This is a genomic window from Flagellimonas olearia, from assembly GCF_004150225.1.
GTDB lineage: Bacteria > Bacteroidota > Bacteroidia > Flavobacteriales > Flavobacteriaceae > Flagellimonas > Flagellimonas olearia.
In genome coordinates, this window is the sequence record NZ_ML142911.1 from 187,037 (window position 1) to 201,714 (window position 14,678).

Below are 14,678 nucleotides of genomic sequence, written 5' to 3' on the forward strand. Positions count from 1 at the left end.
AAGGTCTAGGTTTGATATTTTCGAAAGTAATGAGAAATTAGGTGGCATCCATGGGTTTTCCCATAAGCTTGAAGCCAAACATCAATCTTTGAAGATCAATCGCCCATTGAAGAGTTCCTCCACCTCAATCTCTGGAGGACGGTTTACGCTGATCACATCACCTGTCCCACTAATTGTCCCACTGATGCGTTGTTGTGGGTTGACAAAAACATCATTTGAACCTCTATGGTTAAGACTCACCCTTTCGGCCACAAGGCTCCCGGCCTCTATTCTGGAATCTCCGGCGGCAACGGTCACATTAAAATCAGTGGTAGTCCCAGCCAACTTAAAATAGGCGATACCGTTTACCACAATGCTGACCCGTTCAGCATCCAATTGCAGATCAAAGGAACCATCCGTGGTCTCGGTTTCTGGGTTGATGAAACTTTCCGCAATCAAGGATAGATTTGGATATTGTAAAACTCCATCGCTGGAAATCAGGAGTCCTGTACTGCTTCGTATTTCTGAAATATTGGGTGATGTTACATAAATGGTGGTCAAACCGTACTCCCGGACATAATTACAGTTGTTCTCATTGCGCACAATCAATCTATTGCCCTTGACCTCTACCGATACATCATTCTGAAGAAATTCCCCGGTTTCAATTTCTACCTGTTGTTCCTCACCTTGCTTAAGCACCACATTGAGATTCTCAAAAACCGTAATGGTATTGAATTCGGGCACATCCACGGTCAATCTTACCGTATCCCCTGCATTTTGAAAACAATCGGGCACATTGTCACCATTGCAGGAAAGCAACACTAGTAGAAGTAACGCAATGCAAGACCTCTCGACTACGCTCGAGGTGACATTCCTACTTCTTTTATATCTTCTTGCAATTCGCATCATCACTATAATCTAATCCCGATTCCAAATTCGACTGCTTCTGCCTTGGCTCCGTGCGATTTTAAGGTCACGGCCCCAAATAGCTTGTCCCCAAAATACCGTTTCAATCCCACACGGTTGTATACCTGCCCTTCAAAATCGAAGGGATAATATACATAGTACCCCAATTGGGCCACTACACTCATTTTGTTGATAAAGAGTTCATGACCTACAAATACACCCACACGCTTGAAATCGGTATCCGGGGCCACATCCATTTCGGGAAAGGAAGTGGATTGAAACCGAATCAATTCCTTCAAAAAGTTGGAAAAGAACACATCTGTTCCCAGTTGCAGAGCACTTTTGTTTCCCAATCGCTTATCAGCATAGGCGGACAAAATCCAAAAGCCATACTGTCCCGAGTTGATTACATCACTCTCGTTCACACCACCCCGTAACACAAAATTGTATCGGATGGGTTCAACAATCTTCTCTTGAGGTCTTGGTTCTTGAAACTCAAAGGTTTCACCACCATCCAAATCATAGGTGAGTCCAAAATTCAGAGCCATGGTATTGGTAGAGGTATTGGGCGCCTTAAAATTGGCGTTGGAATAATGGATTAGGGAAATCCCTGCTTTGAATCCCAGTCCGGCCAATAGATTTTCTTTGTGATAATTGAACATGACCATGGTAGAGCTCAGCAAATGGCTTCCGTAGGCATTGTTTCGGAAATTTTCGGCCTTATCATAAGGGTTGGTGTTATAGGCCACCCCCTGCCCTATCCGAAATTGTAGGTTCCTCCTTAAAAAATAAAAGTTGTAATGGGCATACAACCCAAAGTTCTTGCCCAAGGTAGGATTGTTCATATCCTGATACACAAACGAAAAACCCGTATCAGGATACCCTAAACTGGCCTCCCAATCCTCATGTCCAAAACGTTTTCGGTTGAATCCCAAAATAATCCCTCCCGGATGGGCCGTGATCAAATGCGAAATATCTGGGTTGTGCAGTAAAATGGAACCGTAGAACTGACTGGCGTCCAGCACATACTTCTTGGAAGTCTCCCCTTTTTGGGAAAATCCAAAATAACCACAGAAAACAATAACCAAAAAAAGTAGGTGCCTCATGGGCCGCTAAAGTAGGAAATTAAAATACCTCCTTGGCAACTGCCTTGATATTATCAGACTTGCCCATGGAATAATAGTGCAAAACTGGCACTCCCGCTTCCTTGAGTTCCTTGGACTGTTGAATACACCATTCCACACCCACTTGGCGCACGTCTTTGTTGGTCTTGCAGGCATCCACCGCATCCACCAAATCCTGCGGAATGTCTACCCGAAACACTTGGGGCAACAATTGCAAGTGCCTTTTGACGGCAATGGGCTTAATTCCAGGAATAATGGGCACATTGATTCCCATCTCCCGTGCTGCCTCCACAAAGGCAAAGAATTTTTGATTGTCAAAAAACATTTGTGTCACCACATAATCTGCACCCAAGTCCACTTTTTCCTTTAATCGTCTCAAATCCGATTGCAAGGAAGGGGCTTCCATGTGTTTTTCCGGATACCCGGCCACTCCAATACAGAAACTGGCACAGTCATCGGTTTCTATGACCTCGTGCAAATAGTTTCCACCGTTGATGTCATGAATCTGCTTTACCAACTCTGACGCATATTGATGGCCTCCCCGTGTTGGGGCAAAGTATTTTTCCTCCTTCATGGCGTCGCCACGTAGGGCCATTACATTCTCTATCTCCAAATAATGACAGTCCACCAAAAGGTATTCGGTCTCCTCTTTGGTAAAACCCCCACAAAGCACGTGGGGTACGGTATCCACATCATATTTGTGTTTGATGGATGCACAGATGCCCAAGGTACCGGGACGCATCCGGGTCAGTTTTTTATCGAGCAACCCATCGCGGTCAATGTATACGTACTCCTCCCGCGAGGTGGTCACATCAATGAATGGGGGCTTGAACTCCATCAAGGGATCAATGTTATCGTACAGCTCCTGAATGCTCTTCCCTTTTACCGGAGGGATGATCTCAAAACTAAAAAGGGTTTTCCCTTTTGCCTTTTTAATATGGTCGGTTACTTTCATGCCTTATGCTTCAACTATGTTGGGAGCCAGCCATTTTTGGGCTTTCTCCAATTCAATATTCTTTCGTTTTGCAAAATCCTCCACTTGATCTTGCTCTATTTTTCCCAATCCGAAATATTTTGCCTTCGGATGTGCAAAATAATAACCACTTACACTCGCTGCGGGCCACATGGCCAAGCTTTCGGTAAGTTCCACCCCTATTTTCTCCTTGACCCCCAATAATTCCCAAATGGTAAGCTTCTCCAAATGGTCTGGGCAGGCGGGATATCCCGGTGCTGGACGGATTCCCAAGTACTTTTCCTCAATAAGCTCATCGTTGGACAGGGATTCTGCGGCAGCATAGCCCCAGAATTTTGTCCGCACCTGTCTATGGAGATACTCCGCAAAGGCTTCTGCCAAACGGTCAGCAATGGCTTTGATCATAATGGAGTTGTAATCATCATGCTTTTTCTCAAAATCAGCCGCTAGTTCTTGTGTCCCAAAACCGGTGGAAACACAAAAACAGCCCATATAATCCTGTAGGCCACTATCCTTGGGAGCGATAAAATCCGCAAGGGCAATATTGGGCACCCCATCCCTCTTTTTGAGCTGTTGCCGAAGGGTCCTGAACACCGTTGTGTCATTCCCACCTGCGCCTGAACCCTCCAGTGAGCCTGTCTGAAGCTCAATATCATCCTCGTTCACCTGATTGGCCGGAAACAAACCAAAAATAGCCTTGGCCGTCAACCATTTTTCATCAAAGACCTTCTTGAGCATGATCTGGGCATCCTTGAAAAGTTCCGTGGCCTGTTCCCCTACAACCTTATCGGTTAGGATATCCGGATATTTTCCATGCAATCCCCAGCTTCGGAAAAAGGGACTCCAGTCTATAAATTCTTTCAATTTTTTCAGGTCGAAATCCTCCCAGACTTCAATACCAAGTTGTTTGGGAACCACAATATCATCAGGATTCCAATCGATTTGGAGTTTGTTCTTTCGGGCTTCCTCCAAGCTCAAATAGGTTTTCTGTTTGGACCTTCCCAAAAACTTGTCCCTAAAGCTCTCATAATCCAATTTGATGGACTTTTTGTAGCTCTCCGAGGTCTCGGTTCGCAACAAATCACCCACCACGGTCACCGCCCGTGAAGCATCGTTGACATGAACCACAGCATTGCTATATACGGGATCAATCTTCACTGCAGTGTGTGCCTTACTGGTGGTGGCCCCTCCGATCAAAAGGGGAACTTCAAAATCTTGACGTTCCATTTCCTTGGCCAAAAAGACCATCTCATCCAATGACGGCGTGATCAATCCGCTCAAACCAATAATATCTACTTGTTCTTCTTTCGCCTTATTGATGATTTTTTCGGGTGGCACCATAACGCCCATATCCACAATCTCATAATTGTTGCAGGCCAATACCACGCTCACAATGTTCTTTCCAATATCATGGACATCCCCTTTCACCGTGGCCATCAATATTTTTCCGGCCGCCTTGGCATTGGCATCCTTGGACGCCTCGATATATGGGGTAAGGTAGGCCACTGCTTTTTTCATCACCCGGGCCGATTTTACCACTTGGGGCAAGAACATTTTTCCGCTTCCAAACAGATCTCCTACCACATTCATTCCCGTCATCAGGTTGCCCTCAATCACCTCCAAAGGTCTTTTGGCGTTTAAACGGGCTTCCTCCACATCTTCAATGATATATTGGTCTATTCCCTTTACCAAAGCCCTGGTAATCCTATCTTGCAGAGGTTCTTCCCGCCATGACAGGTCCACTTTGCTTTCCTTGGCCGTTCCCACCACGGTTTCGGCAAATTCCAAAAGGCGTTCGGTGGCATCGTCCCGTCTATCGAGCAAAACATCCTCAACGTGTTCCAAAAGGTCTTTCGGAATATCGTCATACACCTCCAGCATGGCCGGGTTTACAATTCCCATATTCATTCCCGCTTTGATGGCATGGAATAGGAAAGCGGAGTGCATGGCCTCACGTACAGGGTTGTTCCCACGAAATGAGAAAGACACATTACTGACCCCGCCACTTACACTGCAATGAGGCAGGTTCTCACGCACCCATCTGGTGCCTTCAATGAAGTCAAGGGCATTGCGTCTATGTTCTTCCATTCCCGTTGCCACAGGAAAAATATTGAGGTCGAAAATGATATCTTCCGGGGCAAATTTCACTTGGTTGACCAAGATATCGTAGGAACGTTTGGCAATTTCGATTCGGCGTTCATAGGTATCTGCCTGTCCCACCTCATCAAAGGCCATGACAATTACGGCTGCCCCATACCGCTTGATGAGTTTGGCATGATGTACAAACTCCTCTTCTCCTTCTTTCAGGCTGATGGAATTGACCACGCATTTACCCTGAACCACTTGGAGCCCCGCCTCAATGATGTCCCATTTGGAACTATCGATCATGATAGGAACGCGGGCAATGTCCGGTTCGGATACGATAAGGTTCAGGAACTTGACCATAGCTGCTTTGCCATCAATCAATCCATCATCCATATTCACATCTATGATCTGTGCTCCTCCCTCTACCTGATGACGGGCAATCTCCAGGGCTTCATCAAACTTTTCTTCCTTGATGAGCCTAAGAAACCTCTTGGAGCCTGCCACATTGGTTCGCTCCCCTACATTGATGAAATTACTTTCCGGGGTAACAACCAACGGTTCCAGACCTGATAGTTTTAAAGCTCTTGTTTGGGCCATGTATCTCTTCCTTACTTGATCCTTATATATTTTTCCACTATATGCCGCTTTATACCGGCTTCGGGTACATCCTCAACCCCAGATTGAATCAAGGTATCTCCCTTGATCTCCACATTGAAAGTAAACTCGTGTCCCCTTAGTTCCTTCACACCCACATAATCCAATCGTTCCACGTAGGTGTCCCCATCCAAAACATACTTTCCTCCACCGCCATAAAATCCATCTGCGGTATCCTTCACTTGATTGAAAAAGGCAAAATGGTCCTCATTCAAAATCTTTACGAACTCGGTATTGGACAAATCCTTCACTTCCAATGAATCCTTGGTCTTTACTTCACCATAGATCAGTTTCCATGTGCCCATGATACCGTTCCCTCCTTCGATCGGAGTTGAAATGGTTACCTCAGCTTTTTCCTTTTTTCCACAGGAAGCCAAGGTCGCCAAGACCCCTAAAACCATCATTATATTATACATGCGTTTCATGGGTCGGTTTTAATTTTCTGGGTGAATACTGTTTGGTCAACTCCACAATGGCCTTGATGTGCTCCGGCGTAGTACCACAGCAACCGCCTACAATGTTCACCAATCCTTTTTCCAAATACTCTTTGATCTGTGATGCCATTTGCTCCGGGGTTTCATCATATTCCCCAAAGGCATTGGGCAAACCGGCGTTGGGGTGGGCCGATGTGGCAAAGTCCGACTTGGCCGAAATCACCTCCAAGTGGGGAACCAACTGTTTGGCCCCCAAAGCACAGTTAAAGCCAACTGACAAAATGGGGATATGGGAAACCGAAATCAAAAAAGCCTCGGCGGTCTGTCCGGATAAGGTCCGCCCTGAAGCATCCGTAATGGTTCCACTGACCATGATAGGCACGTCAATATTGCGTTCGTCCTTAACCTCTTCTATGGCAAAAAGTGCCGCTTTGGCGTTAAGGGTATCAAAAATAGTCTCAACCAGCAACAAATCCGAACCCCCATCCAACAAGGCTTCCACCTGTTGTTTGTAGGCTTCACGTAATTCATCAAAGGAAATGGCCCTAAAACCCGGGTCATTCACATCGGGCGACATGCTGGCCGTTTTATTGGTGGGACCTATACTCCCAGCCACAAATCTGGGTTTATGGGGTTCCTTGGCGGTAAACTCGTTGGCCACTTCCTTGGCAATCCGGGCCGACTCGTAATTGAGCTCGTACACCAAATCTTCCATGTGGTAATCGGCCATGGCAATAGTGGTCCCAGAAAACGTGTTGGTTTCCACGATATCGGCGCCTGCCTCAAAATATTTGCGATGGATATCGGCTATGGCCTGGGGCTGGGTCAAGGACAACAAATCGTTGTTTCCCTTTAAAGGATGCTCCCAATCTTTGAAGCGCTCTCCCCTAAAATCCTCTTCCTCGAACTTATACCGCTGCAACATGGTACCCATGGCACCATCCAGTACTAAAATGCGTTTTTGTAAAATGTCTTCAATCTTTTCCATACTACATAACTTCCCCTATGCAGGAAATAAAATGGTATCAAGAAAATATGGAAATACAACAGGAATGTATTTTTGTTATCCTTCCCTTACCATGGTCGGTTTTCCTTCCATGAGTTCCCAAAACATACCAAAACACGTTCAGCACAATTCAGGACAGGGGTAGAATGTAGCACCTTCTCGAAGTCGAGGGTTGCTAAGGTTTCACAGGGTCCATTCCCTCCACCTTTCTTGATAACCATTTCAGTTTATAAATGAACTAGGGTACAAAATAACGGCACTCCTGACTGAAAAGCAAAAAAAGAGTCACTAATTTTGGGATTTAGGGGCAATAAAAAAGGATTGAGAGAACCCAATCCTTTTAATGTACCGAAAGCATCCGTTATATCATCATTCCACCTGATGCTTCAATCCGTTGACCATTGATCCATTTGGCATCGTCCGTGCACAAAAAGGCCACCACTCCCCCAATGTCATCGGGCATTCCAACTCTACCTAAAGCCGTAACATTGGCAATAATCGCCCTCTTTTCCTCATCAGTTTTATTGACGCCACCTCCGAAATCGGTTTCAATGGCTCCCGGTGCAACCACGTTGGACCTGATTTTTCTTGCTCCCAATTCCTTGGCCTGGTACCTGGTAAGGGCTTCCATGGCCGCTTTCAAGGAACCATAGACCGAAAAACCGGGGAGTGAAAACCGTGCCAAACCGCTAGAAATGTTTACGATTCCACCTCCGTCCGCCAATAGGGGCAACAACTTCTGCGTCAGGAAAAATGCTCCTTTGAAGTGAATGTCCACCAAGGTATCAAACTGTTCCTCAGTAGTTTCACTAATAATTGCATTGATCCCAATACCGGCATTGTTGATCAAAAAATCAATTTTTTCCGTCCCGAATTGGGATTTGAGCATTTTTTTGACCTCTTGGACAAAGGCGTCAAAACTACCCATATCAGCCACATCCAGTTGAAGCGCATGGGCTTTTTGCCCCATTTGCTCCACTTCAATGACGGTTTTTTGGGCCTCGTCCTTATTACTCCGATAGGTCAATATCACATCCAACTCCTTTTGGGCCAAACTGATGGCCATATTTTCACCGAGGCCTCTACTGCCCCCGGTCACCAATGCAATCTTTGAATTTCCCATTTTGTATGATTTTTTAAGTATGGGACAAAGATCATCCCTACCCTTCCGAAGGAATTGCAACCATCAATCCACTTTTTGTAAAAATCAAACTTTTGCCCCTGTACGGTAGTGCAAAGGGGATAGTGCGGCGTGTTTTTTGAAGAAATTGGAGAAATGGGCCACTTCCTCAAATCCTAAACTGAAAGCAATCTCGGAAACATTCCAATCCGTATTGTTAAGCAAAATCTTGGCTTCCTCAAAAATTCGGGAATGGATAATGGCAGTAGTGGTACTTCCCGTAGTCTCTTTCAGCACCTTATTCAGGTGATTGGCATGAACGGCCAATCGCTCCGCAAAATCTTGGGCGGTTTTCAATCCCAGTCGTTGAACCGGGGAATTGATGGGAAATTGTCGCTCCAGCAGTTCCACGAACAAATCCGTGATTCGGGTAGCGGCATTTTTGTTATTTTCCAGGGCTTGGACGGGATGCAATTTCTGGCCGAGATGCAACAACTCCACCACGTAAGCCCGGATAAGGTCGAATTTATACGCGTAATCCGAAGACAGTTCCCCATCTATCTTTTTGAAAAGCCGTTCCAACTCGGCGTAATCCTCATCTGAAATATTGAATATGGGATAGCCGCCTGGCTGAAACAAGGGAAGATTATCCAAAATGACCCCACTTTTATCCTTGGAAAGAAAGGTATCTGTGAACACACAAAAATATCCCGATTGGACCTTGTCCTGCGGCACATAATGGTACGGAATCTTGGGAGAGGCAAACAAAAGTGCCTTGTTCTCTATATGGATGACCTTATCCGCATACTCTGCCCGGTTTCTTCCATTGATGAGACTGATCTTAAAATAAGACCGTCTATCATAGCGCATTTCACCGCTTTTAAGGCGAGCTATATATTCATCAATCTTAAACACATTGAAATGCCCAATATCCTTTCCTATATTTTCAGGAATGGGCAAACCATGATTGCTGTAAAAATCCCGTAAAGTGAAAAGGCTCTGCATAGAATTGTAAAATTCAAATATACACCATAAAACAAAACACCCCCCAAAAGCATTTGGAGGGTGTCTTTACTTTAGTAATCCGTATCTATTATGAAATACTCTGTACTACTTCTTTTTTGGCTTCTTTTTTGGACCCATCGAATCCTTCCACACCTCCTACGGTGGTATATTTCATGACGTAGCGCTTATCTGGATTGATAATCTGATAGGCATACTGGCACATTACGGCCGCTTCGTGAAAACCTGACAAAATCAACTTGAGCTTACCTTCATAGGTGTTAACATCACCAATGGCAAATACACCGGGGATATTGGTCTGGTAGTCCTTTGCATTGTTTACCTTGATGGCATTCTTCTCTATCTCCAAGCCCCAATTGCCAATAGGTCCCAATTTTGGGGATAGACCGAACAAAGGAATAAAGTAATCGGTTTCCACATAGCTCTCTTCCTTGGTCTCATCGTTATACTTGATCACGACCGCCTGAAGATCTTCCTTCCCATGGATTTCCTTCACCTCAGCTTCGGTATAGAGTTGGATCTTGCCCAATTTGGCCAATTCCCTTGCTTTTTCCACGGAGTCCAAAGCGCCTCTAAATTCATTTCTTCGGTGCACCAAAGAAACTTCGGAAGCTACATCGGCCAAGAAAATAGCCCAATCCAAGGCGGAATCCCCACCTCCAGAAATGACCACTTTCTTGTTCCGGAACACCTCAGGGTCTTTGATCATGTATTCCACACCCTTGCTCTCGAATAGATTCAAGTTAGCTATCAAAGGTTTTCTGGGCTCGAATGAACCCAATCCCCCTGCAATAACCACAACGGGGGCATGGTGTTGGGTACCCTTACTGGTTGTGACAATAAAAGACCCATCCTCTTGCTTGTCCAAAGTTTCGGCGCGTTCACCCAAGGTAAATCCGGGTTCAAAAGGTTTTATCTGCTCCATCAACTTGCTCACCAAGTCGCCTGCCAAAATCTCGGGATAGGCTGGAATATCGTAAATAGGTTTCTTCGGGTAGATTTCGGAACACTGTCCTCCCGGTTGGGCCAAAGCGTCAATCAAATGACACTTAAGCTTCAACAAACCTGCTTCAAAAACGGTGAACAATCCTGTGGGTCCCGCTCCAATTATAATGATGTCTGTTTTAATCATAATACTACTTTTATTCGGTCTTGACGATGGTTTACCAGACCGTTTTTACACTTTTTCAAACAATTCTTTTCCCTTTTCTTGATATGCTTTCTGGATATCCAATATCTGTTGGCGATGCTGTACCACTTCACCGATAACAATGATGGCCGGATTGGCCAATTTTTGTTCCCTTACCGTATCTTCAATGGTGGCAACCGTTCCTATCCCCACTCGTTCCTGACTCGTGGTGCCATTCTGGATAATGGCCACGGGAACATCTTGTTTATCCTCTTTCTTGAAGAGTTTCATGATCTCCCCCAACTTGGACATACCCATAAGAATGACCACGGTAGCGCTGGACTTGGCGGCCAGAGCCACATCATTGGAAAGTTTGTGCTCTTTTGTGGTTCCGGTAATCACCCAAAAACTTTCGGAAGCTCCTCTTTTGGTCACTGGGATATTCTGCGAAGCAGGTACGGATACCGAAGATGAAATACCCGGCACCACGGCCACTTCATGACCATATTGGGCTGCGTATTCCATTTCCTCCGCTCCTCTTCCAAAGACAAAAGGGTCACCTCCTTTTAAACGTACTACATGTAAGCCCATATTGGCCCGTTGTACGATCAATTCATTGATCTGTTCTTGTTGATATCGGTAACAGCCTTTTCGTTTTCCCACGAAAATCTGTTCGGCCTGTGGTGCGTACTCCAACAATTGTTGGTCCACCAAAGCGTCGAACAGGACAACGTCTGCATTTTGAAGGGCCTTGATTCCTTTCAGGGTAATCAAATCCACATCACCGGGGCCTGCCCCAACCACTGTCAATTTTCCACTACGCATGTTGCAATTCCAATTTTCTAAAGGCTTCCAATCGCTGCAAAACAGTCTTGGCATCTTCCAAGTAGCTTTTGGCAAAGGCTTCAGAAGGTTCATTTTTGTTCAGTTGGAGGGCCAAAGTATCGAAACCGCCCTCGAAGGCAATCTTCCCGGATGCCACATAGAGTTCCTCAAAATCCTTGATGATGCTGGAATGGGTATTGGTCTTCACTTTTTCAGAAGTAAGCAACGCCTTGGCCGAATTCACAATGGACTGGTACGAGTAGTAGATACTGGCCGCCCATTTCCCTTGTTGAATGGCCTCTTCGGCATTCTCTATTTTTTCTTGACTTTCGAAAAACAACGTAGCCACCAAATCGATCACTACACCGGCACATTCCCCTACACCTATCTCTTGTTTGTATTTTTCCTCATTTCCCCAATCAATAAAGTCTTCCGGGGCAAGGTTTTCCACATCGGTAAGTGGCTTTAGGAAATCGTAAAAATAATGCTGGCCTTGTTTTTCGTAGTATTCAGTATAGGATGCTCCATTGCCATTGGCCTCGAAATCATCCAAGATCAAACGAAGGGCCTCTGGACCTCTCTTACTTGGGATTTTGGCCACCTTATCGGCAAACTTCCCATTCCCGTTTCCAAGATTTCCACCTCCCAATAGCACCTGCAAAGCAGGAGCCACCAATTTATCCTTGGTACGAACGGACATTCCTTGGAATCCGATATGGGCCATATTGTGCTGCCCACAGGCGTTCATACATCCACTGATCTTAATTACCACATCAGGGTTACTGATATACTGTGGGTACTCCGCTTTGATCACACGCTCCAACTCATCGGCAATCCCCGTACTACTGGCAATACCTAAATTACAAGTATCGGTACCCGGGCATGCGGTGATGTCCAAAGCCTTGTTGTAACCTGCTTCTGCAAAACCCAATTTTTGGAGCTCCACATAAAAGAAAGGCACCAACTCTTCCTTTACAAACGGAATCAATATATTTTGTCTTAAGGAAAGTCGTATTTCCCCGGCTGCATAATCGCGAACCAGTTTTGCCAATTCCCTAGCCTTATCGGTATAAAAATCTCCCAAAAGCACCTTGATGCCAATGGCTACGTAGCCATCCTGTTTTTGGGGCACCAAGTTGGTGGATTTCCACTGTGCGAATGCTTCTTTGTCCTCGATGGTGACTTCGGGCGTCTCCACCTCAGCAACTTTTACCGCAGGATAGTTTTGATATTCAATCGGATACGATTTTACAGGTATGGCCAATTGCTCCTCTTCCAAAAGTGCCTTGAAACCATCCAAGCCAATATCCTTCAACAAGAATTTCATACGGGCCTTGGCACGACTTTTACGCTCCCCGTATCTGTCAAAAACACGAATCACGCCTTCCATCAAGGGAACTATTTTGTCTGTGGGCAAGAACTCATAGAGTTCATCGGCATGGCGGGGCTGCGAGCCCAATCCACCAGCCAACATAACCTTAAAGCCTCTTTCCCCGTTTTGGATTTTGGCGATGAAGCCCAAATCGTGCATGTAGGACAAGCCGGTATCTTCATCACTGGATGAAAAGGAAACCTTGAATTTACGTCCCATTTCCTGCCCAATGGGGTTTCTTAAAAAGTATTCAAAAATTCCATGGGCATAGGGAGAAACATCAAAAGGTTCATTGACATCAATCCCTGCGGTTTCGCTAGCGGTCACGTTTCGGACCGTATTTCCACAGGCTTCGCGAATGGTGACTTCATCTTTTTCCAATTGTGCCCAAAGTTCAGGGGTTCTTTCCAAGTCCACGTAGTGGATTTGGATATCCTGACGGGTGGTAATATGCAATCTTCCCCTGGAAAACTCATCGGAAACGTCGCAAATCCCCAAAAGTTGATTGGAAGTTACCTTGCCATAGGGCAATTTTATCCGTACCATCTGTACCCCGGGCTGACGTTGTCCGTACACCCCACGGGCCAAACGAAGGCTCCTGAACTTTTCCTCGTCCACTTCACCTCCTTTGAACTGGCGAATTTTTTTCTCCAATTCAATGATGTCCTTTTCAACTATAGGGTTCTCTATTTCTGTTCTGAAGCTTTTCATTTTTCTATTTTTCCTATCAATTTTATAGGATTTTGTTATAAATCCTCTATCCCTCTATGGGGTTTTTAATTTTTAAAGTAAGATCAACTGATAAAACCTACTCCCGCGGTAGTGTTGGTTCGACTGTCAATGATGATGAACGAGCCATTGGTTCGGTGATCCTTGAACTTGTCATAAAAAATGGGCTTGTTCAATTTGAATCGCACTTTGGCAATATCGTTCATCTGCAAGGTCGTGGCATTCTCTTCAATACCGGAGTAATCTGGATGTATTTTATGTTCAATGGCATCCACTTTGGCCAATACCTTGTTTACACCGTGCTGCACAATATACTTGCCACCGGTTGTCAACTGGTCGGCATCCATCCAAGATACCGTTGCCGTCAATTGCTTGTCTATGGTAGGCAGGTCATCGGTCTTCACCAACATATCCCCACGGCTTACATTTACCTCATCTTCCAAGGTAATGGTCACCGATGAACGTCTTGGTGCGGTTTGATATTCCTTATCATAAAAGTATATCGCCTTAATTTTGGACCTTGTCATGGAAGGCAATACCACTACTTCATCACCCACACTCAATTCACCACCATATACCTTTCCGGCAAATCCACGGAAATCGTGGAATTCATCGGTCTTGGGACGAATTACGTACTGTACGGGGAACCTTGGGGTTCCAGTATTGTATATATCCTGAAGGTTTAATTCTTCCAAGTGCTCCAATAGGGTTTGCCCATTGTACCAAGGGGTGTTTTCGGAATGATGCACCACATTGTCTCCCTTGAGGGCACTCACGGGAATAAAGGTGATTTTCTGTTCCTGGTAATCCCTTTTTCCCATCAATTCTTCAAAATCGGCCTTGATATCATTGAAGACATCCTCTGAAAAATCAACCAAATCCATCTTGTTGATGGCCACGATCACATCCTTCACCCTCAGTAGGTTATTGATAAAAAAGTGCCTGTTGGTCTGTTCGATAACCCCTTTTCGCGCATCTATCAAAATAATGGCTGCTTGGGATGTGGAGGCCCCGGTAACCATGTTACGGGTATATTCCACGTGCCCGGGGGTATCAGCAATGATATAACTCTTGGACTCGGTTGAAAAGTAGATGTGGGCCACATCAATGGTGATGCCCTGCTCCCTTTCGGCCACCAATCCATCAGTTGCCAAGGAAAAATCCAGGTAATCGTATCCTTTTTGTTTACTGGTACGCTCTATGGCCTCCAGTTTATCCTCGGTCAAGGATTTAGTATCGTAAAGCAAGCGTCCTATCAAGGTACTTTTACCGTCATCTACGCTTCCTGCTGTTGCTATTTTTAAAACTTCCATGTTTCT

Annotated in this window: 12 protein-coding genes and 1 riboswitch; all 12 genes read right to left on the minus strand. The window is 45.3% G+C overall.

The genetic code is table 11. The annotated features are described in order from the left end of the window. Positions 1 to 81 precede the first annotated feature (81 nt). The 12 genes from DN53_RS12870 to DN53_RS12925 all read right to left on the minus strand — a co-directional run bounded on the left by DN53_RS12870 (position 82) and on the right by DN53_RS12925 (position 14,672). Entirely contained in the window at positions 82 to 888 is an 807-nt protein-coding gene (locus DN53_RS12870) for a head GIN domain-containing protein (RefSeq protein ID WP_242502138.1), read from the minus strand. A gap of 2 nt (positions 889 to 890) precedes the next feature. Continuing rightward, positions 891 to 1,991, minus strand: coding sequence for an acyloxyacyl hydrolase (locus DN53_RS12875; RefSeq protein ID WP_129654722.1), 1,101 nt, complete (start codon positions 1,989 to 1,991; stop codon positions 891 to 893). Positions 1,992 to 2,010: 19 nt separating this feature from the next. Next, positions 2,011 to 2,964 carry a methylenetetrahydrofolate reductase [NAD(P)H] gene (metF, locus tag DN53_RS12880; protein ID WP_129654725.1) on the minus strand — a complete coding sequence of 318 codons (954 nt, stop codon included), beginning with the start codon at positions 2,962 to 2,964 and terminating at the stop codon, positions 2,011 to 2,013. Positions 2,965 to 2,967: 3 nt separating this feature from the next. Then, positions 2,968 to 5,664: a methionine synthase gene (metH, locus tag DN53_RS12885; protein ID WP_129654727.1), complete on the minus strand. Its 2,697-nt coding sequence runs from the start codon at positions 5,662 to 5,664 to the stop codon at positions 2,968 to 2,970. A gap of 11 nt (positions 5,665 to 5,675) precedes the next feature. Continuing rightward, positions 5,676 to 6,146, minus strand: a complete 471-nt coding sequence (locus tag DN53_RS12890; RefSeq protein ID WP_242502139.1) for a hypothetical protein — start codon at positions 6,144 to 6,146, stop codon at positions 5,676 to 5,678. Next, the gene (locus DN53_RS12895) at positions 6,130 to 7,143 is read right to left on the minus strand and encodes a homocysteine S-methyltransferase family protein (protein WP_129654730.1); all 1,014 of its coding nucleotides are present in this window, start codon (positions 7,141 to 7,143) and stop codon (positions 6,130 to 6,132) included. Before DN53_RS12895 ends, DN53_RS12890 begins: the two co-directional genes overlap by 17 nt. A 135-nt stretch (positions 7,144 to 7,278) precedes the next feature. After that, positions 7,279 to 7,381, minus strand: a riboswitch (SAM riboswitch). Positions 7,382 to 7,522: 141 nt separating this feature from the next. Beyond that, complete coding sequence (locus DN53_RS12900) at positions 7,523 to 8,284, minus strand: SDR family NAD(P)-dependent oxidoreductase (protein ID WP_129654733.1); 762 nt, start codon at positions 8,282 to 8,284, stop codon at positions 7,523 to 7,525. Between the two features lie 84 nt (positions 8,285 to 8,368). Then, entirely contained in the window at positions 8,369 to 9,286 is a 918-nt protein-coding gene (locus tag DN53_RS12905) for a helix-turn-helix domain-containing protein (RefSeq protein WP_129654736.1), read from the minus strand. Positions 9,287 to 9,374: 88 nt separating this feature from the next. After that, entirely contained in the window at positions 9,375 to 10,436 is a 1,062-nt protein-coding gene (locus DN53_RS12910) for an NAD(P)/FAD-dependent oxidoreductase (RefSeq protein WP_116217328.1), read from the minus strand. A 45-nt stretch (positions 10,437 to 10,481) separates the two neighbouring features. Next, complete coding sequence (gene cobA, locus DN53_RS12915; protein ID WP_129654738.1) at positions 10,482 to 11,258, minus strand: uroporphyrinogen-III C-methyltransferase; 777 nt, start codon at positions 11,256 to 11,258, stop codon at positions 10,482 to 10,484. Next, positions 11,251 to 13,341, minus strand: coding sequence for a HEPN domain-containing protein (locus tag DN53_RS12920; protein ID WP_129654741.1), 2,091 nt, complete (start codon positions 13,339 to 13,341; stop codon positions 11,251 to 11,253). The genes cobA and DN53_RS12920 overlap by 8 nt, the downstream gene beginning before the upstream one ends. 83 nt (positions 13,342 to 13,424) lie before the next feature. Continuing rightward, positions 13,425 to 14,672 (minus strand): sulfate adenylyltransferase subunit 1, encoded by a 1,248-nt coding sequence (locus DN53_RS12925; RefSeq protein ID WP_129654744.1) that lies wholly within the window; start codon positions 14,670 to 14,672, stop codon positions 13,425 to 13,427. Positions 14,673 to 14,678 lie beyond the last annotated feature (6 nt).